The sequence below is a fragment of the Luteibacter sp. 621 genome (genome assembly GCF_050435445.1).
GTDB lineage: Bacteria > Pseudomonadota > Gammaproteobacteria > Xanthomonadales > Rhodanobacteraceae > Luteibacter.
The window spans coordinates 1-19,228 of record NZ_JBNDKI010000032.1 but is presented as its reverse complement, the minus strand read 5'-3'; the positions used below and the strand labels follow the sequence as shown (position 1 = coordinate 19,228).

Annotated in this window: 13 protein-coding genes; 7 read left to right on the top strand and 6 right to left on the bottom strand. The window is 63.5% G+C overall.

Features of this window, described 5'->3' with window-relative positions; all coding sequences use genetic code 11:
- Positions 1 to 25 precede the first annotated feature (25 nt).
- Together ABIE56_RS21950 and ABIE56_RS21945 are read left to right on the top strand one after the other, a co-directional pair.
- A complete protein-coding gene (locus ABIE56_RS21950; protein WP_429245940.1) occupies positions 26 to 1,549 on the top strand; it encodes a CoA-acylating methylmalonate-semialdehyde dehydrogenase in 1,524 nt (507 codons plus the stop codon).
- A gap of 117 nt (positions 1,550 to 1,666) precedes the next feature.
- Positions 1,667 to 3,004 carry a carbohydrate porin gene (locus tag ABIE56_RS21945; RefSeq protein WP_429245939.1) on the top strand — a complete coding sequence of 446 codons (1,338 nt, stop codon included), beginning with the start codon at positions 1,667 to 1,669 and terminating at the stop codon, positions 3,002 to 3,004.
- 885 nt (positions 3,005 to 3,889) lie between these two features.
- On the opposite strand, the gene ABIE56_RS21940 is transcribed toward ABIE56_RS21945, so the two are convergent.
- Positions 3,890 to 4,081: a CPXCG motif-containing cysteine-rich protein gene (locus tag ABIE56_RS21940; protein ID WP_429245938.1), complete on the bottom strand. Its 192-nt coding sequence runs from the start codon at positions 4,079 to 4,081 to the stop codon at positions 3,890 to 3,892.
- Positions 4,082 to 4,120: 39 nt separating this feature from the next.
- On the opposite strand from ABIE56_RS21940, the gene ABIE56_RS21935 reads away from it, so the two are divergent.
- On the top strand, positions 4,121 to 4,828 hold the full coding sequence (locus ABIE56_RS21935; RefSeq protein ID WP_429245937.1) for an HAD family hydrolase: 708 nt from the start codon (positions 4,121 to 4,123) through the stop codon (positions 4,826 to 4,828).
- 20 nt (positions 4,829 to 4,848) lie between these two features.
- Here ABIE56_RS21935 and ABIE56_RS21930 read toward each other — a convergent pair whose 3' ends face one another.
- The 3 genes from ABIE56_RS21930 to ABIE56_RS21920 all read right to left on the bottom strand — a co-directional run bounded on the left by ABIE56_RS21930 (position 4,849) and on the right by ABIE56_RS21920 (position 12,487).
- The gene (locus ABIE56_RS21930) at positions 4,849 to 6,711 is read right to left on the bottom strand and encodes a glycoside hydrolase family 2 protein (protein WP_429245936.1); all 1,863 of its coding nucleotides are present in this window, start codon (positions 6,709 to 6,711) and stop codon (positions 4,849 to 4,851) included.
- 114 nt (positions 6,712 to 6,825) lie between these two features.
- Positions 6,826 to 9,177, bottom strand: a complete 2,352-nt coding sequence (locus ABIE56_RS21925; RefSeq protein WP_429245935.1) for a GH92 family glycosyl hydrolase — start codon at positions 9,175 to 9,177, stop codon at positions 6,826 to 6,828.
- Positions 9,178 to 9,271: 94 nt separating this feature from the next.
- A complete protein-coding gene (locus ABIE56_RS21920; protein WP_429245934.1) occupies positions 9,272 to 12,487 on the bottom strand; it encodes a TonB-dependent receptor in 3,216 nt (1,071 codons plus the stop codon).
- A 591-nt stretch (positions 12,488 to 13,078) separates the two neighbouring features.
- Here ABIE56_RS21920 and ABIE56_RS21915 point away from each other — a divergent pair.
- The 3 genes from ABIE56_RS21915 to msrB all read left to right on the top strand — a co-directional run bounded on the left by ABIE56_RS21915 (position 13,079) and on the right by msrB (position 15,036).
- Positions 13,079 to 14,026, top strand: a complete 948-nt coding sequence (locus ABIE56_RS21915; RefSeq protein WP_429245933.1) for a YihY/virulence factor BrkB family protein — start codon at positions 13,079 to 13,081, stop codon at positions 14,024 to 14,026.
- Complete coding sequence (locus tag ABIE56_RS21910; protein ID WP_429245932.1) at positions 14,023 to 14,346, top strand: glycine zipper 2TM domain-containing protein; 324 nt, start codon at positions 14,023 to 14,025, stop codon at positions 14,344 to 14,346. Before ABIE56_RS21915 ends, ABIE56_RS21910 begins: the two co-directional genes overlap by 4 nt.
- A gap of 81 nt (positions 14,347 to 14,427) precedes the next feature.
- Positions 14,428 to 15,036: a peptide-methionine (R)-S-oxide reductase MsrB gene (gene msrB / locus ABIE56_RS21905; RefSeq protein ID WP_429245931.1), complete on the top strand. Its 609-nt coding sequence runs from the start codon at positions 14,428 to 14,430 to the stop codon at positions 15,034 to 15,036.
- Positions 15,037 to 15,176: 140 nt separating this feature from the next.
- Here msrB and ABIE56_RS21900 read toward each other — a convergent pair whose 3' ends face one another.
- Positions 15,177 to 17,507 carry a DPP IV N-terminal domain-containing protein gene (locus ABIE56_RS21900; protein WP_429245930.1) on the bottom strand — a complete coding sequence of 777 codons (2,331 nt, stop codon included), beginning with the start codon at positions 17,505 to 17,507 and terminating at the stop codon, positions 15,177 to 15,179.
- A gap of 98 nt (positions 17,508 to 17,605) precedes the next feature.
- Entirely contained in the window at positions 17,606 to 18,433 is an 828-nt protein-coding gene (locus tag ABIE56_RS21895) for an SDR family NAD(P)-dependent oxidoreductase (protein ID WP_429245929.1), read from the bottom strand.
- Positions 18,434 to 18,585: 152 nt separating this feature from the next.
- Between ABIE56_RS21895 and ABIE56_RS21890 the strand changes: the two genes are divergently transcribed.
- Entirely contained in the window at positions 18,586 to 19,047 is a 462-nt protein-coding gene (locus ABIE56_RS21890; protein ID WP_429245928.1) for a PA2169 family four-helix-bundle protein, read from the top strand.
- Positions 19,048 to 19,228: the final 181 nt, after the last annotated feature.

Below are 19,228 nucleotides of genomic sequence, written 5' to 3'. Positions count from 1 at the left end.
GCGCGCGACCGGAGAAGCACGCATCATGTCCGCACAACCCGAATCCCACGTCCCGTACCGCATTGGCCACTACATCGGCGGCAAGCCGCACGCGGGCACACCTGTTGGCACCGCGCCGGTGTACAACCCCGCCAGTGGCCGCGTCGCCGCCGAAGTTGACCTTGCCTCGGTACAGGATGTCGACACCGCCGTGCAATCCGCCAACGCTGCGTTCCGCGCATGGTCGGAAACACCGCCGCTCAAGCGCGCGCGGGTCATGTTCCGCTTCAAGGAACTGATCGAACGCGACATGGATAAGCTCGCCCGCATCATCGTGGCCGAACATGGCAAGGTGTTGTCGGACGCGAAGGGCGAGATTATCCGCGGCCTCGAGGTCGTCGAGTACGCCTGTGGCATCCCCGAACTGCTCAAGGGCGAGTACACCGAACAGATCGCCAACGGCATCGATGCATGGACCATGCGCCAGGCCATCGGCGTATGCGCAGGTATCACGCCGTTCAATTTCCCGGCGATGGTGCCCATGTGGATGTTCCCCATGGCGATCGCTTGCGGCAATACATTCGTGCTCAAGCCCTCCGAGCGCGATCCATCGCTCGCGGTGGAGCTTGCCATCCTGCTGAAGGAAGCCGGCCTGCCCGATGGCGTCTTCAATGTCGTGCACGGCGACAAGACGGCGGTGGATGCACTGCTGGATCACCCGCTTGTGCGCGCCATCAGCTTCGTGGGTTCCACCCCCATCGCTGAATACATCTATGCGCGCGGTACCGCCAAGGGCAAGCGCGTACAAGCCTTGGGTGGGGCCAAGAATCATATGATCGTCATGCCCGACGCCGACCTGGACAAGACTGCAGATGCATTGATGGGCGCTGGCTACGGTGCGGCAGGCGAACGCTGCATGGCCATTTCCGTGGCGGTAGCGGTGGGCGAAGCGACGGCAGATACGCTGGTGGCCAAGCTCAAGCCGCGCGTCGAAGCGCTGCGCATTGGCCAGGGCCTTGATGAATCCGTTGAGATGGGTCCCGTCGTGACGGGCGCACATCGCGATCGCATTACGGGCTATATCGATGACGGCGAAGCTGCGGGTGCAGAGCTTGTCGTGGACGGCCGCGGCTACCAGGTGGCCGGCTGCGAGCAAGGATTTTTTGTCGGCGGCACCTTGTTCGATCGTGTCACGCCAGCGATGCGAATCTACAAGGAAGAGATCTTCGGACCGGTTCTTTGCGTGGTTCGTGTACCCGACTTTGCAAGCGCGCTGAAGCTTGTCGATGAGCATGAATATGGCAATGGCACGGCCATCTTCACGCGGGATGGACAGGTCGCGCGCGAATTTGCGCATCGGGTTCAGGTCGGGATGATCGGCATCAACGTGCCAATTCCTGTACCGATGGCCTTCCACAGCTTTGGTGGCTGGAAGAAGAGTCTCATGGGCGATCACCACGCCCATGGCCCTGAATCCGTACGTTTCTACACCCGACAGAAGGCCGTAACCCAGCGTTGGCTGAACCACGACGAAAGCGCTGGCGCAGAATTCGCAATGCCCACCCATTAGTACGACAAAACGTATATGCTTCGCCGGTTGTGGGTACCGAAAACATGGTGCGCCGCAACTGAGATAAACAAAAACGAAGTACGAAAAAGCTTAATTTTTTTTCAGGGAGAAAGGTTCATGCTTACGAATCTTATCAAGCGTCCTCTCGCCGGCATCATGCTGGCGGGTCTCGCGTTCGCCGGCACTGCCCATGCCGATGACGCAGCAAGTGCCGACTCCAGCAGCCTGGCTACCAGCAAATATCTCTTCGGCGATTGGGGCGGGGAGCGCTCGCGTCTGGCCGACAAGGGCGTCACGTTCGATTTCGGCTACGGCTTTGAAGCCGCGCACAACTACTCCGGCGGCACGAAAAACATCACGCGCTATACCGATCAGTGGAAGTTCGGCGCTGCGTTCGACCTTGAGAAGCTCTGGGGTTGGGATGGCGCGAAGTTCAACATCATGGTGACCGATCGTAACGGCCGCGATATCGGTGCCGATGCGCACATCGGCAACAACCAGCTCATCCAGGAAGTCTACGGTCGTGGCCAGACCTGGCACCTGACCATCTTCGCGCTCGAACAGAAGTTTTTCGATGGCATGCTCACGTGGAAACTCGGCCGCCTGCCGGTCGGTGAAGACGTGAACTCGTTCTCGTGCGATTTCCAGAACCTGAACTTCTGCGGCGCGCAGCCCGGCAACATTGTGGGCGATTACTGGGTTAACTGGCCGACGAGCCAGTGGGCCACGGTGCTCAAGCTCAACACAAGCAGCGACACCTGGGTGCAGCTCGCCGCGTACCAGATGAATCCGAAGTACGTGGATGACAGCTACGCACGCCGCAACGGCTGGAAGCCGGGCTTCCCGAGCGGCACCACCGGTGCACTCATTCCGCTGGAATTTGGCTGGAAGCCGACGATCAACGGCCTGCCGGGCTCGTATCGCGCAGGCGTCTGGTACAACACCTCCAATGGCGATGATCTCTACCTCAACGCGCAGCACCAGCCGCTCGCGGAATACGGTGGCGAGCCGCTGCAGCACGATTCGCGCCGTGGTGCGTGGATCACGTTCCAGCAGCAGGTCACCGGGGACGCCGGCGGCAAGGGCGCGACCGTGTTCCTGAACTACACCGCGGCCGATCACGCCACCTCGGCGACGAACAATCAGTACGCTGTCGGCATGGAGTACAAGGGCATGTTCGATCGCCCGAACGACTTCATCGGCGTCGCGTTCGGTGGTTCGCATGCCAACGGTTACGCTGCGAAGAACCAGCGCCTGATCAATGCGCTGAACCCGGATGTCACTCCGGGCATCGTTAACGATGGCTACGAGCGTGTGACTGAAGTGTTCTATAGCTGGTCGCCGATTCCCTCGATCGCGATCCGCCCGAACCTGCAGTACATCAAGGATCCAGGTGGCAGCAAGCAGAACGATGATGCGTTCGTGCTGGGCCTGAAGACCAGCGTGGCGTTCTAAGGAGAAAGGCCCGGGAGACCGGGCCTTTTTTTGGTTCATCGCACGCATTTCCGGGGTCGCTGGCGCAGCGGGCTCTTTTGAAGCGGTTCATTCGCTGTGCGAATGCGTGTATCTAGCGGCTTACGCCGCCTCCGGCTTGCCGGGTTGACGAAGGCGCGGGTGGTCAGGCCCTTGGGTCCGCCAGTCGCGGACCTTCGGACCGGGCCGTAGGCACCCTTATCGCGAAACGCGAATCGCCAGGCGGCCCTCCGCTCATGTCGGCCCCAAGGGCCTGGCCACCCGCGCACCCCACGATGAGGTCGCTTGCCGGAGAGCGCGCAGCCTAACGCCGATGTATGCGTTAAGCCCTGTAGGAGCGCGCTTGCGCGCGAAAAGCCAACGAAGCGGTGACGCCGTTCCAGCCGTTAGCTCGGCACACCGAATCACGAGACATCCGCCGCAGCGGTTGCTGGCGATGATCGCGTCGTGGGGTGAACCCTCGCTGCCATCGTCGGTTCGGGCCGGGGCGCCCTGCATCTGCGAGGGGCGCGGCATCACCGCCTTGTTGGCTGATCGCGCGCAAGCGCGCTCCTACAGGGCGCCGGGCTACGGGGTGCGGGCTTGTGCGGCACGAAACGCGCCGTGGGGACTCGGGGGTGGGCAGGCCCTTGGGGCCGACATGAGCGGAGGGCCGCGCTACGCATCGATGGTAGCGATGAGGGTTCCTACGGCCCGGTCCGAAGGTCCGCGACTGGCGGCACCAAGGGCCTGCCCACCCCCGACCTTTACACCCCACCAGCCTAAGGCGGCGTGAGCCGCATGAAAACACGCATTCGCGTCAGCGAATGAACCGATAACGATGCCCAACGCAAAAAATGCCTCGGAATTGGCGCAGCTTCGTCGCGCTCAACCGTCGTTTTCGGCCGTCGCCGTGAGGTCGAAGGAGTCATCGCCCTCATCGACGACCAGCCGCATCACGATCGGGCGGCAGCACACCTGGCAGTCTTCGGTGTACGTCTGGCTGCCGGCCGAGGTATCGACCGCCACTTCGATGGTTTCCCCACAATAGGGGCAGGAGATATCAGTGAATTCGTACATAGCGCTATCCTAGCGCGGTACGTTCCACGAGATACCCCCATGATCGAACTGATCGGCTTTGACGGCGACGATACCCTCTGGCACAGCCAGGAATTCTACGACCGGGCGCAGGATGCCTTCGAAGCCATCCTCGGCAAGTACATCGACCTGGATAGTGGCGGCCTGCGCGATAGCCTGCTGGCTACCGAGCGCGGCAATATCGCCCTGTTCGGCTACGGCGCCAAGGGCATGGCCCTGTCCATGATCGAATCAGCCATCGAGCTGACCGACGGCCGGATCGAGGCCCGCGATATCCACCGGATCGTGAAGCTGGGCAAGGAAGTGCTGGCCCACCCCGTCGAACTGCTGCCGGGCATCCGCGACGCCGTCCAGCAGGTGGCTGAGACGCACCGGGTGGTGCTGATCACCAAGGGCGACCTTTTCCACCAGGAATACAAGGTCGCCCGGTGCGGCCTGGCCGATGTGTTCCACCGGATCGAGATCGTTTCCGAAAAGGACCCGGCCGCCTACGAGCGCCTGTTCCGGGAGTTCGAGGTCAGCCCCGACCGGTTCGCGATGGTGGGCAACTCGCTGAAATCCGATATTGCCCCGGTCGTGGAACTGGGTGGCTGGGGCGTTTACATGCCCTACCACAGCACCTGGGCCCACGAGGTGGTCACCGGGTTCAGCATGACCGACCGGGTCATCGAGGTCCATGGCGCCGATGGCATTCCTTCGGCCATCGAACGCATGGACCTCGCGGCCTGAAGCCAGGCCTGGCGGGGGGCTTACGGCTCCCCGCCCGCCTTGATCGTGGCCTGGTTAATGGCCCGCACCTGCGTCTCGTCCACCTTCTCGACCTTGCGATCGTAGGTATAGAGCCCGTTGTGCTCGCCTTCCACGTCGGTGATCTGGGTATACACGCTGCCCGAGACGCCGATGCCGGGGCCCTTGTCGCGTAGCACGGCCGTGTTCTTCACGTAGCCCGCGTTCAGGGCGGCGTTGTCCTTGACCTCGCCATACGGGTTGATGGGCGTATTCGGCCAGACATGGCCCGGTACGCCGAGGGTCAGGCCGCCGTGTTCGCCATCCATCGCCGCACGGGTGGCATCAGGTGCCGGCAGGCCGGGGCCCTGGTAGTCGTGCACGTCGATGATGTCGCCCGCATGGACATCGCCCTTGGTATCGCAGCAGTTGTAGCCACTACGCGCGTTGACCAGGCGCGACGGGTCCAGCTGCTTGATCTGGGTGGCCAGTTCGCCAGCCGCCGGGATACTCCACTGGCCCCAGCCTTCGTTGAACGGGATCCAGCCGATGATCGAGGTTTCGCCCTTCAGCTGCTCCACGATGGCCGTGACGTCCTTACGGAAGTTGGCCTTGGCCTCCTCGCTGAGCTTCTCGTTGTGGCCGTTCGGCAGCGCCGGCATGTCCTGCCACACCATCAGGCCGATCCGGTCGGCCCAGTAGTACCAGCGCGCCGGTTCCACCTTGATGTGTTTGCGGATGGTGTTGAAGCCCAGGTCCTTGGTCTTCTGGATATCGAACTTCAGCGCCGCATCCGTGGGTGCCGTGTGGATGCCATCGGGCCAGTAGCCCTGGTCCAGCGTGGCCAGCAGGAAGGTGGTCTTACCGTTCAGCGTGATGCGGTTGAGCCCACCCACCTTCTTGATCCCGATCGTGCGCAGGCCCGCGTAGCTGGTCACTTCATCGCGCTGGCCGCCCTGTTCGAGCGTCGCCTTGAAGGTGTAGAGGAACGGATCGTCCGGGCTCCACGTATGCGGATGGCTGATCTTGAGCTGGAGCGGCTGCCCGGCCGGACCGGTCGCCTCGCCCGCGGGTTTCCCGTTGGCAAACGCGGTGACATGCAGCGTCGCGCCATCGGCGGTGCCCTGCACCTTCGCATTCACGGTAAAGGCATCCAGGCTCGCAGCCGGCGTGAACTGCAGCTGTGCCAGGCTGGTCGCCGCGACGGGCTCGATCCATACCGACTGCCAGATACCCGAGGCAGCCGTGTAGAAGATGCCCTCGGGCTTCAAGCGCTGCTTGCCGACCATCACATCCACGCTATCCACCGGTGCATGCACGGCGACGACGATTTCCTGTGGGCCCTTTGCCTGCAGGGCGGGCGTTATGTCAGCGCTGAACGAGGTGTAGCCGCCGGTGTGACGTGCCACTTCCTTGCCATTGACGTACACGGTGGCGTCCTGGGCCACCGCGCCGAAGTTCAGCATGACGTGCTGGCCCTTCGCGGTGAATGCCGCGGGGACATCCACAAGGCGGCGGTAGAACATGTCATCGGCATGCTTCTGCACCCCCGACAGCACGGACTCGATCGGGTACGGCACCAGCACCTTCTCATCCAGCGTCTTGCCGAACGGTGGGGCGCCCTTCCCGTCCGCGACAGCGAACTGCCACAGGCCGTTGAGATTCAGCCACTGCGGGTGCTCGAGCGACGGGCGCGCGAGCTGCGGGCGCGGGTATTCGGGCAAGGCATGGGCAGGCGATACCTGCGCGGTCCACGGCGTGGCCAGCGGGGGCGTCTTGCCATTCCAGGTGGCGGCCTTTTCGGTCGCGGCCATGGCGGTGGAGGTGAAGGCAGCAGCCAGCGCCAGGGTGATCGTCGCGCGGCGCAGGGTTACGTTGTGGATCATTGCGGGTCCTTTTTGAGCGTGTGTCGCAAGCCTTATCGCGCGCAAGCGCGCTCCTACAGGGCTGGGCGCACCAGGGGGCGGGGCGGGCCGTGGTATGTGCACGGCCCGCGCGGGTCAGGGCTTCGTCATGGAGGGGGGCGCGTCGTTGGGGTTGGTGCCCCAGGTCTTGCTGGGCTCGGGGCCCATGATGAGCTCCAGGGTCGCGCCGTTCGCGATATCGGCGTGGCTGAACCACGGCTTGGTCCAGGGCTTGCCGTTAAGCGTGGCGGACTGGATGTACTGGTTCTTCGCCGAGTTGTTGCGGGCGACGATCTCGAACAGCTTGCCGTTCGGGAGGCGCAGGCGCACGTGGTCGAAGATCGGGCTGCCGATGATGTACTCGGGGCGCGACGGGTCCACGGGGTAGAAGCCCATGGCGCTGAGCGCATACCAGGACGAGGTCGAACCCTGATCGTCCATGCCGGGGTAGCCGTAGCCCGTGGCGTCGCTGCCATACAGGTCGGCGAGGATCCGGCGGGTCAGCGCCTGCGTTTTCCACGGCTGGCCGCTCCATGCGTACAGGTAAGCAGCCTGCTGGTCCGGCTGGTTACCCTGCACGTACTGGCCGATCAGGCCGGTGCAGTCGCGGCAGATACCCTTCGCGGTGTACGGCGTGGAGAAGAACGCATCGAGCTTTGCGTTGAACGCATCGCGGCCACCGAGCAGGTTCATCAGGCCCTGCACGTCATGCGGCACCAGCCACAGCGTGGACCAGCCCGAGCCTTCCTTCATCATGAAGTTGTAATACGGCTCGCCCGGATCGAACGGTGAAATCCACATACCGTCTTCGGTGCGGCCGCGGAAGAAGCCAACCGACTTATCGAACACGTTGCGGTAGTTGCCCGCGCGGCGCTCGAACATGTCGGCGTCTTCGGTCTTGCCAAGCCGACGGGCGAAGTCCGCCAGCGCGTGGTCATCCCATGCGTATTCCAGCGTGGTCGCGACACCCGCCTTGCCACCGGCATACGGCGGGCTCGGGTTGCCATCCGGCACGATATCGGAGATCCAGCCCTGTTTGTCGTACTCGGCCAGGTAGCCGCGTGGCCCCTTCGGATCGGTGGCGTTCTTGCGTAGCACGTCGTACACGGCGGCGTAATCGAAATCGATACCACGCTGCCACGCGCCGTCATACAGGAACACGGCGTGGTCGCCATGGAACGAGGTATTCATGTAACCGCGTTCGTGCGCACGGTCCATCTCCGAACGCATGATGTCCTTCACCACTTCCGGCTGAAGCAGCATCAGCAGCGCGATCTGGTTGCGGCCGGTATCCCAGTACGGCACCGGGCCATAATGGTCGTATTCGGCGACCTGATCCTTGCCGTCGCTATCGGTGTAGTGCTCGCCCTTGCGGGCGATCATGCGCGGGCTGGCGAACGAGTGGTAAAGCGTCGAGTAAAACAGCATGCGCTGCTTCGGCGTGCCGCCGGTGACCTGGATCCGGTCGAACAGCTCGGCCCACTTCGCGCGTGCCTTTGCATGCACGCTGTCGAAGTCCGGGTCGCTATCCTGCGCCTTCAGGCGCTGATCGGCCTCCGCGGCGCTATGGCCGTGGGCGATGCGTACGACGACCTTGTCGCCCGCCTTCGTATTGAAGGTGAGGTAGGCACCTGCGTAGTCACCCGATATTTTGCGTCGGCCGGCCTGGATATCCTCATGGCCGAGGCCTTCGCCTTTTTCGGTGACCTCGGAATGGAACGTGCCAAAGCTCGCAAACGGTCGCGAGAACTCTGCAACAAAGAAGGGGCCATCCGTATCGCGATCGCGGCGGCCCGTCTGGGCGACACCACGCACCGTATGGTCATCCACCACTTCCACATCGCCGCCCGCGCGGCGCAGGTTGATCACCACGTTCGAGCGGTGGCTTTCCGGGAAGGTAAAGCGCATCAGGCTGGTCCACTGCGTCGCGGTCAGCTCGACCTTGGTGTGGAACGTCGCGAGATCCACCGCGTAGTAGCCGGGCGAAGCCTTTTCCGTGGCCTTGTCGTAATACGAAGTCATGTAATCCGGCGGCACCGTCCAGTCACCGACAACGGGCATGACGATCGGCGCGCCACGCGCACCATAGGTCGAACCACCACCGGAGAAGCCGATCATCGCTGGCCGGCGGTAGTCATAGGCGACCGGAACGCCCGTGGCGAAGCTGAGGTCGGCATTGATATTGACCGGTGCGGCTTCGGTCGCACTTTCTGGCAGGCTTGCTCCCGGCGTGGTCATGCCGGTGTAGAGCGGCTCGCCGGGCGGCGGCGAGTTGCCGATGAATTCCTGCTTATCCAGCGGGGCCGTGCCGACCAGCGGGTTCGCTTCGTCGACCGAGGACTTCGCCGGGGCGGCGGGTTTCGTATCTTTCGCATAGCCCGCGCCGATGGAACCGACGGCGATCAGCGAAAGCGCAATCACGAGAGCACGGCGGGGAACACGTGCCATGGATGAATTCATGAGGGGTTTCCTGGACGGAGTGGGGACGCATCCGTTGAAACGAAGACGGGGCCAGGCGATGTGCCTGGCCCCGTCGGTTTTTTTACTTAGCTTCCGGACCACCGAACTTGTAGGTCACGCCCACGTAGTACTGACGGCCCGGGTACAGCAGCTGGACCAGTCGTGCACGGGTGTCGCCACCCAGGTACGTGTGCGGGGTTGCCTTGTTAAAGTTGATGATCGACGCGGTCACCATGAAGTGCTTGTTGAATTCATAGTCGCCATTGAGGTCGATCTGGTGGTACGGCTGTGCGTAGATCGGCAGGCCCGAGGCCAGGCCGGTCATCGTACGGCCGGTCCAGTTATCGCTGGCACGCAGCAGCAGGCCATTCTTTTCATAGAACAGCGAGACGTTGGCGGCGTACTTGGCGCTGCCGATCAGCTCGGCCTTGCCCACCTGCGTATCACCCAGCGACACCGCGGTTTCGTTGGTGTGGTTGAGCGTGTAGTTCAGGATGTAGCCGAAGCCCGAATCCCAGGTGTGCTGGTTGTAGATTTCCACACCCTTCGACGTACCCGAACGACCGTTGGCGTTGGTGCTGTACTGCAGGAAGTTGGTCTGCGTGCCACCCACGTCAACATTGATGTTGTTGACCGTGACCGGGACGACGAAGTTCTTGACCTTCTTCTGGAACAGATCGACGCCGACGACCGAATGCGGGCCGTAGTACCACTCACCGGCCAGGTCGAACTGCGTGGCCGTGAACGGCTTCAGGTCGGCGTTGGCACCGGAACCGTACCAGCCCGGCAGCGGGGCGCCGAACTGCTTGCGGTCGTTGTAGTACTCCTGCGTGTTATTGGTCAGCTGACCCAGCTGGGCCAGGTCGGTGTAGTTCGCGCGAGCCATGGCCTGCGAGCCGGCGGCACGCAGGATGAAGTCATCGGCGATCGTCCACGCGATGTTGAAGCTGGGCAGGAACTTGTTGTAACGCTTCTGCGTCGTCGAGTTGGTGAAGTTCTCGATGACCGACACTTCGCGCGGCAGGTACTGGAAATCACCCGGGGCGCACGCACCGCCACCCGCGTTCACGCCCGAGGCCGGGCAGATCAGGATGTTGCCCTGCGGATCGTGGTAGTACACCGCGTTGTTGGTCGTGACCTGGTTGGCGACCGTGAGGTCCTGCTTCGTGGTCACGAAACGCACGCCGACGTTACCGCGGATGGTGCCGGTATCGAAGTTCGCCTGCACGTAGGCCGCAGCGATCTTCTCGCCGATCGACGACTTGTTCTGCGGCTTGTTGTACAGCACGCGGTCGTAGGTCGAGTTCAGGTAGTTGTAGTACGCCGGGAAGTTGATCGCCGGGAAGATGTCATCGCCGTAGGCGTGGTTTACGCCATTCAGGTTGTTCGCCAGCAGGAAGCCGGCCGGCAGCTGGCCTGCGTTTGGATCGCAGGTCTGGAACTGCAGCTCGGTGCCCTTGCAGTACCAGCGCACTTCGTTGCTCTGCTGTTCGGCGTTGGCATCGGTGTACTTGCCACCAAACTGGATCGACTGCAGCCAGGTGGAATCGAGCGACCAGGTGAAATCGGCCTGCGCGAAGTTCTGCGAGTTCGAGGTGTTGACCATGTTCGAACCGGTGGAACCCAGGTCGACCTGGCCGGCACCGTTGATCATGTTCTGCAGCACGCCCTGCTCGGCGCTGATGCCCGGCTTGCTGCTGACATCGCTGCCAGACGTCGTCCACGAGGCGCCGTTGCTGCCGTCCACCCACTGGCCGTTCACGAAGTTACGCGGCTTGGCAGCCATGCCCAGCTCGACCGAGGGGCCACCCTTGGCCCAGGTGCGGCCCACGTTGAACGAACCGCTCAGCGAACCGCCGTTGTCCCACTCGCCTTCCAGGTTGAGGGTCTGCGAGGTGGCCTTCTCGACGGAGTAGTTACCGTTGAGCCAGGGGATTTCGGTGGAGCACACGTCCACGGCCTGGCGAGCCGCGCCGGTCACCGGGTTGGTGGCCGAGTTACAACCGACGCCAGCGGCCGGGAGCTGGTAGTTCGCGCCGGTCACGATGGTGTGTGACGGATCGAAGGTCAGGCCGTTCGGTGCCAGCAGGCGGCCGTTCTGGTCCGCATAGTTGGAGTTGTTCGGCAGGCCCCACTCCGGGATTTCCAGCGTGTTGGTGATCTGGGTCTGCTGGCGCTCGAAGCGGAAGTAGTTACCCGTCAGCAGGAAGTGGTCGCTCGGCTTGAACTGCATCGTGGCCTGGGCACCCTTGGTCTTCAGGGTCAGGTCGTTGCGGCTAGTGGCGAACTGCTGCGGCATCCAGAAGCCGTTGGAGACGTTGCCGGCCTGGTCGACCACGCCGTTGCCCCACAGGTCGATATTGTTATTGACCGCGGAATCGTACGGGTTGCCGTGGATATCCACCGGTGCCTGGGTACAGGTCGTGTGGTCCTTGCAGTTATCCGACCACCAGTGCCAGCTCGAGGCATCGGCTTCATAGGTGGTTGCCTGGCGCTTCTGGTACGAACCGGCAACGAGTACGCCGAAGGTCTCGTCCTTGTTCTTCCACGACCACAGCGCCGAGCCCTGCGGTTCGGTCTTGGAACTGGTATCGGAGCTTGCGGCGGTGCCGGTCACGAAGCCTTCGTTGGCTTCCATTTCGAGCGGACGGCGCGTGCGCAGGTCGACGTTGCCGCCGATGCCGCCTTCATCCAGGCGCGCTTCAAGGCTCTTGTAGAGCTTGATGTCCGAGAACATGTTCGCCGGGAACAGGGTGTAGTTGAACGAACGGGTGAGGCCGGCCGACGTATCGGCCGAGGCGACGTAGTTGCCGTTCAGTTCGGTGTAGGTGAGTTCCGGCGCGAGGCCGCGGATGCTCACGGTCTTGCCTTCGCCGGATTCGCGGCTGATCACCACGCCAGGCACGTGGGCCAGTGCGTCAGCGATGTTCTTGGCCGGGAACTGCGCGATGTTCTGCGCGTTGATCACTTCGACAATGGAGTTCGCTTCGCGCTTGTCGGTCACGTTCTGGTCGATCGACTGGCGGTAGCTCGTCACAACCACGGTATCGAGGTTGATCGGGCTCTGTTCCTTCTTGTCCTTATCTGCCTTCTTGGCATCCTTCTTCGCCTGGGCATCATCGGTCGACTGCGCCTGCGGAGCGGGTGAGGGTGCGGCCGCAGGTGCGGCGGCGGCGGGTGAAGGCGTCTCCGCGAAGGCGGCGGCGGGCACCCCGATGAAACCAGCGACGGACAAGGTCGCCGTGGCGAGCGCGGCGTACAGCGGCTTGCGCTTAAGCATGTTTGGCAGATAAGTCATTGTTCTTTACTTCCCTCAGTAATGTGCGCGCCTGCTGCGCTGGCGCGTTGATCCCCCGTTTCATCACTGCTGCTACGGCGCTAGTGCTGCACGGCCCCTCCTTCCCCTGAACTTGGATCGATCTAAATTTTTAGGTACCAAAGGCCCCCCGGCCCGTTGGCGCTCAGTACTTACGTGAAACTGGTGGTTCCCGCGTCCCGGCTGGCGCGGGGAGAGCAGCTGCGCTCAGGCAGGCTGCTGGTGACGATCCTCACGCACGCGGATACACGCGCGGCGCAAAGGCCGGCTTGACTGGAATTCGGGCGCTTGTTGGTTTCATGTCTCAGCTTCCCATCCCCTCAGCGATCTGGCGGGTGGCAGCGTTACCCTGGGCCGCGCTTTCCGCACGTGCCCCTGCCCTCCCAACCCGGTTTAAGCCCCCAGGACCCGCAGGCACGATGTGACCCGGATCCCGCTTGACTTGAATCGATCTAACTCCCCGGGGCGAATTAAGACGCCGAAGTGACAAGCTGTCACGCTGCGGTGCAAAAACTACGTTTTTTTCGCGACTTACCCCTCACCCTGTCCCTCGTCCGGACGTAAGGAGCCCCCGTGGATCGCAGGATCAATCTCGGCTTGCAGGTGGTGAAGACCACCGCGAAAGGTTTTAGCGACGACGAGCTGATGACCCGGGCGGCCGCCCTGGCCTTCTACTCGGCCCTCTCGTTCGCGCCCCTGCTGGTACTGCTGCTGTGGGTGGTGGCCTCGCTCCGCCCGGAATGGCAGGCCCAGCTTGTCGACGGGCTGAACGGCCTGGTGGGCTCGCGGGCTTCCGATGCCGTGAAGCTGGTGATCGAGAACGCCAAGCAACGCCCGAGCGTGGGCAGCATGGCCGGCCTTATCGGCCTTGGGGTCACGCTGATCGGCGCCTCGGCGGTCTTTGCCCAGCTGCAGGGCGCATTGAACCGCGTTTGGAGCCTGCAGCCCCGCCCCGGCAATACCAGCCGCGCCATCCTCGGCTGGCTGCGCGCCCGGCTGCATGCACTGGGCCTGCTGCTTTCCCTCGCCTTCCTGCTCGTCATTTCCTTCTCGGCCAGCGCACTTATCGCCGTGTTTGTGCGGGGCGGCACGCTGGGTTGGCACGCGCTCGAAATGGTGATCTCGTTCGGCGTGTTCATCCTGATTTTCGGGGCGATCTACAAGGTGCTGCCCGATGCCATCATCGCGTGGCGCGATGCGTTCATTGGCGCCTCGCTCACCGCCCTGCTCTTCGTCATCGGCAAATACGCCATTGGCATTTATCTCGAGCGCAGTAATGTCGGTGGCCCCTATGGGCCCGCCGGCGGCGTGGTCGTGCTGCTGGTATGGGTGTACTACTCCGCGCTCATCCTGTTGCTGGGTGCGGAGCTCACCGAGGCGGTCGCCGAGGCGCGAGGCACGCCAATTAAACCGCGGCCATACGCCATGTCGATCCGGCACACGAAAACGGTGCCTGTTGACCCCTCCATCACGACGGCGGCGGTATCCCTGAAACCTGTCGATAAGGAGGACCCGTCATGAAGAAGCCGCTTATTGCCCTGGCCACGCTCGCTGTCGCGCTGGGCGCCGCGGCCCCGGCCATGGCCCGTCACCAGGTCTGCGAGGACGTGCAGGTCAAACAAATCAATTCGAAGGATGACAACCGCCTGATTGGCACCGGCGTAGGCGCCGTCGCGGGCGGCGTGCTCGGCCACCAGGTGGGCGGCGGTAAGGGCAAGACCCTGGCGACCGTGGGCGGCGCCGTGGCCGGCGGTTACGTGGGCAACCAGGTGCAGAAGAACCACCAGGATAAGAACGCCACGTATACGACCGAGCGTCGGTGCCACTGGGTGGATGATTGAGACCGCGTAAGGCTTGAGGTGTTTGGCCGGTCTGGTTGGAAGGGCGCCGCCTGGCGCCCTTTTTCCGCTTCCGGAGGTCCCATGCGTACCGATCCTGATCGCCGCCGCTTCCTTGCCGTTTTCGCGGCCACGGCCGCCGCGTCGGTCTCCCTGCCCTTCATCTTCAAGGCCACCCAGCCGGCCATGGCTGCCGAGGCGCCCAAGCCGCTACAGCCGGGCAACGTCACCCTGGATTGCTTCGCGCCAGACAAGAAGCCGCTAGGGCAATGCGTAGAACCGAAGGTGGTACTTACCGATGACCAGTGGCGGGCGAAACTGGATTCGCGCTCGTACTACGTCACCCGCCACGAAGGCACCGAGCCGCCCTATACCGGTCCCGGCTGGAACCGCCACGACAACGGGCTCTACCGCTGCATCGGCTGCGATACGGCACTGTTCGATTCGGCGACGAAGTTTGATTCGGGCACGGGCTGGCCGAGCTTCTGGCAGCCGCTTTCCAAGCGGAACATCGTGCAGACCGATGACAAGAGCCTGATGGAAGACCGTACGGCGGTCAGCTGCGCCCGTTGCGGTGCGCACCTGGGCCATGTGTTCGATGATGGCCCGGACCCGACCGGGCTGCGCTACTGCATGAACGCGGTGGCGATGCACTTTGTGCCGGTGCCCGGCGTGCATATCACGCTTTCCTGATCACCGAAAACATGTAGGAGCGCGCTTGCGCGCGATGGGAGCTTGCGGCTAGACCCATCGCGCGCGAGCGCGCTCCTACAAAAAGCCGCGTTATGCGTGCAAAGAAAACTGGCCGCGCGCGTGACGCGCGGCCTTGGTGTTTATCGGTTCATATCCAGCGGGGTGAGCTTGAATTCCTTCGGCGGGGTTTCACCCTTCAGGTAACGCACGAAGTAATCCCAGCGGCGGCGCGTCATGTACTGCGTGGCAGCGCCGTAGCCGTGGTGGGCATTGGGGATCATGACCAGGTCGAAATCCTTGTTGGCCTTGATCAGCGCATCCACCACCAGCAGGGTTTCGTACGGCGGCACGTTATCGTCCGAGGTGCCGTGCGCCATCATCAGGTGGCCCTTCAGGCCATCCACCCACTTCTGGTTCGCCTGGTCGTCGTAGTTGGACCTGCCGTCCTTGTCCGTGACGAGCAGGCCCTGCCACTTCTCCGCCCAGTCGTCTTCGTAATTGCGGTTATCGTGGTTGCCCGATTCGGAGATGCCCACCTTGAACGTATCGGCGTAGCGGAACATGGCCGTGGCCGTGGCATTGCCGCCGCCGGAGTGGCCCCAGATGCCCACGCGGTCGCCATCGATCCACGTGTTCTGCTTCACCAGCTGCTTCACCGCCGCGACCTGGTCGGGCAGCGTGTTGTCGCCGATGTTCTGGAAGTAGGCATCGTGGAACGCCTTCGAGCGCAGCGGCGTACCCATGCCATCGACAGCGACGACGACGAAGCCGAGCTCTGCCAGCGCCTGGTTGTCACCATGCGACGGCGCAAAGCTGCGCGTGCGCACCGAACCCACCTGCGGACCCGGGTAGATGTACACGACCAGCGGGTACTTCTTCGATGCATCGAAGTGCGACGGCTTGAACATCTGGCCGTACAGGTCGGTCTTGCCATCGCGCGCCTTGACGGTGAACGAAGTTGGCGCGACCCAGCCCGCGGCCTTCAGGCGGGAGATATCGGCGCGGGCGAATTCCTTCACCGTGGCGCCGGTGGCGGCATTGCGCACGACAGCGACGGGCGGCGTATCGATCGTGGAATACGAATCGACGAAGTACGTGCCGTCCTTCGACATCGAAACCGTGTGGTCGGCGTTTTCCGGGGTGAGCAGGGTCAGGCCCTTGCCATCGAACCCAACCTTGTAGAACTGCTGGTAATAGGGGTTCACGCCCTTCTCGCGGCCGACGCCACGGAACCAGATGGTCTTGGTCTTGGGATCCACATGCAGCACCTGGGTGACGTTCCAGTCGCCCTTGGTAATCTCGTGCTCGAGCTTGCCGGTCTTCAGGCTGTACATGTACAGGTGGCCCCAGTTGCTCCGCTCGGAGAACCAGATCACCTCATCGGTTTCGGGAACGTACTGCCAGTTGGCATTCTCGAAACCGCCTTCGAAATAGGTCTTGGCCTTTTCATCGAACACGGTACGCACATCACCCGTTTCCGGGTTGGCGATGCGCACCCACTCATGGGTGTGGTCACGCGCCGTGGAGACAAAGGCGATGCTCTTGCCATCGGCGGACCAGCGCACGTCATCCCACACGCCCGGGCTGCACGACACGTCATCGCACACCGTGGAGCGGTGCTGGTCGGGCTGCATCTTGAAGCGGACCATCTTCTTCGACGGCACGTCGATCACGACGCGCTCGATCATGGTCACGTCCTTGTCGCCCGGCAGCGGGTACTTCCACGTATCCACCTTGGGGTGGCCGACGTTGACGCTGACCAGGGTCATTTCACCGGTCTTGCGCTGGTCCTGCTGGAACGTGGCTACTTTCGTCGAGTCCGGCGACCACACGAGGATCGCGTCATCGGTGTGCTTCCAGCCGGCGTTATCGGTCGCGTAGCCGTAATCCTTGATGCCATCGGTGGTCAGCTGCGTTTCCGCACCCGTGGCCACGTCGCGCACCCACAGGTTCCAGTCGCGCACGAACGCTTCGGACTTGCCATCGGGCGATTTCAGACCCGGCTCGGTACCGTAGGCCTTGCCACTGGCATCCTTCTTCACCGCGGCCAGTTCGCACTTGTCCGCCGCCTTGTCGCAGATGTAGTGCTTGCCACCCGAGGTCAGGTCCAGGCCGCCATCGGCGCGCACCGTGAAGTCGCTGACCGGCACCTTGGCCGGATCAACCTTCTTGCCAGTGGCATCGGAGAGGGCCTTGGCCACCTTGTCGCGATCGAACGCGCGCGTGGCCTGGCCCGTGGCCGCATCCACGGTAAGGAACTGGTCGCCACCCTTGTCGTGGTCGCGATACCAGAAGTGGCCGTCGTCGATCCACTTCACGCGCTGGACGGCATGATCCACCAGCGGCATGGTGTTATTCGCCAGCATGGCATCAGCGCGGCGGTAATCGTCGACGCTGACCGTCTGGGCGGAAGCGGCCCCGGCAAGGCCGAGGAGGATGGCACCGGCCAGGGCCGGGTAATGCTTGGACATGGGGAACCCCTTGGCGGAACGTGTCGGCACCGGGAGGCGCCGCGAACCGGACGAGGCTAGCCCCCGGCACCGCTACGGGCGTATGCCAGAGGTCATGGTCACCCCTGGGGCCCCGCCGCAGCCGCGCCATGGACCCGGAACCGCCGGCCTTGCCGCTCAGTCAGCTTCAGGCCCACGCTATCGGGCAGCAGCTTGAACAGGGCCTTGATCACGCGGTTCACCCGGCCGTTCACGTACACGGCGGTCCCGGCTTCCACGGCATCGACGCCCTGCCGCGCCACCGTCGCCGCATCCATCCACATGAAGGCGGGCATCTTCGAAACCAGCGGGCGGGCCCCGTTCACGTCGTGGAACTCCGAGTAGGTGAACCCCGGGCACAGCGCCGTGACGTGCACACCCGTGCCTTTGGTCTCCAGCGCAAGTGACTGGGAGAATTTGATGAGGTACGCCTTGGAGGCGGCGTACAGCGTGTGGCCTGCCGACCCCGGCACGTGCCCCGCGAGCGAGGCTACGTTGATGATCCGGCCGTAGCCGCGCGCCTTCATGCCGGGGAGCAGGCGCCAGGCCAGCTCGGTCGGCGCGGTCATCAGCACCTGGATGAAGGCGGCATGGGCGTCCCACGGCTGCTCGTCCAGGTACCCGGTAAGCCCATAGCCGGCGTTGTTCACCAGCATATCGATATGCAGGCCCTGGTCGGCAAGCGCCCCGACCAGGGCCTGCGGTGCATCCGCGCGGGCGAGATCCAGCGGCGCGACGATCGCTTCGATCGCATGGCGTTCGCGCAGCTCGGTCGCGAGCGCTTCGAGACGCTCGGTACGCCGCGCGGTGAGCACCACGTCGAAGCCCCGGCGCGCCAGTTCACGCGCGAATGCCTCGCCAATGCCAGCGGATGCGCCCGTGATCAGTGCACGGCGGTTGGATGCCATGGCCCGTTCTCCTGCGATGAAACGTGATGACCGAGTATGCCTGCGCCGAGGATGAACGCACGCTTCGTGTCGTGATGGACCCAACGCGATGTTCACGGAATGAAGCCGCCCCGGAACGCGATGCTGGCCCTCCCCAAGAAGGAGCCACGCCCATGACCGCAACTACCGAACATGACATCAAGATCCTCAACAACCTGATCGAGACCACCATCGACAGCGCCGAGGGTTATGGCGAAGCGGCCAAGGATGCCCACAACACCCGCTATGCCGCCTCGTTCCAGCAGCGCGCTTCGGAGCGCCGCCAGGTGGCGCAGCGCCTGCAGCAGCAGGTGCGCTCGCTGGGCGGCAACCCCGAGGATGATGGCACCGTGCTGGCCAAGGCCCACCGCATGTTCGTCGAACTGCGCGCCAAGATGAGCTCGAAGGATGACACCGCGATCGTCGACGAAGTCGAACGCGGCGAAGATCACATCAAGGCGAAGTACGAGGATGCGCTGAAGGATAGCGATGTGACCGCTGGCACCCGTTCGCTGATCAACGAAGCGTTTGTTTCGGTGAAGAGCGGCCATGACCAGATGCGTGACCTGAAGCATGCGCTGCATGGTACGCATTAAGCATATCGCCTGAAACGAAAAGGCCCCGGTGCAGAACACCGGGGCCTTTTGCTGTGTGTAGGAGCGGGGGTGGGGGGGGGGGGGGGGGGGCCGCCCACCCCACCCCCCCGCCCCCCGCAACGAATTGTTGTTTTTTATTTTGTTGGATTAGTTGTAGGGGGGAAGCGGGTTGTTGTTGTGA

Excerpts from the sequence above, each read along its gene's own strand:
- ABIE56_RS21950 (WP_429245940.1), top strand. The coding sequence starts at position 26 with ATGTCCGCACAACCCGAATCCCACGTCCCGTACCGCATTGGCCACTAC.
- ABIE56_RS21945 (WP_429245939.1), top strand. The coding sequence starts at position 1,667 with ATGCTTACGAATCTTATCAAGCGTCCTCTCGCCGGCATCATGCTGGCG.
- ABIE56_RS21940 (WP_429245938.1), bottom strand. The coding sequence starts at position 4,081 with ATGTACGAATTCACTGATATCTCCTGCCCCTATTGTGGGGAAACCATC.
- ABIE56_RS21935 (WP_429245937.1), top strand. The coding sequence starts at position 4,121 with ATGATCGAACTGATCGGCTTTGACGGCGACGATACCCTCTGGCACAGC.
- ABIE56_RS21930 (WP_429245936.1), bottom strand. The coding sequence starts at position 6,711 with ATGATCCACAACGTAACCCTGCGCCGCGCGACGATCACCCTGGCGCTG.
- ABIE56_RS21925 (WP_429245935.1), bottom strand. The coding sequence starts at position 9,177 with ATGGCACGTGTTCCCCGCCGTGCTCTCGTGATTGCGCTTTCGCTGATC.
- ABIE56_RS21920 (WP_429245934.1), bottom strand. The coding sequence starts at position 12,487 with ATGACTTATCTGCCAAACATGCTTAAGCGCAAGCCGCTGTACGCCGCG.
- ABIE56_RS21910 (WP_429245932.1), top strand. The coding sequence starts at position 14,023 with ATGAAGAAGCCGCTTATTGCCCTGGCCACGCTCGCTGTCGCGCTGGGC.
- msrB (WP_429245931.1), top strand. The coding sequence starts at position 14,428 with ATGCGTACCGATCCTGATCGCCGCCGCTTCCTTGCCGTTTTCGCGGCC.
- ABIE56_RS21900 (WP_429245930.1), bottom strand. The coding sequence starts at position 17,507 with ATGTCCAAGCATTACCCGGCCCTGGCCGGTGCCATCCTCCTCGGCCTT.
- ABIE56_RS21895 (WP_429245929.1), bottom strand. The coding sequence starts at position 18,433 with ATGGCATCCAACCGCCGTGCACTGATCACGGGCGCATCCGCTGGCATT.
- ABIE56_RS21890 (WP_429245928.1), top strand. The coding sequence starts at position 18,586 with ATGACCGCAACTACCGAACATGACATCAAGATCCTCAACAACCTGATC.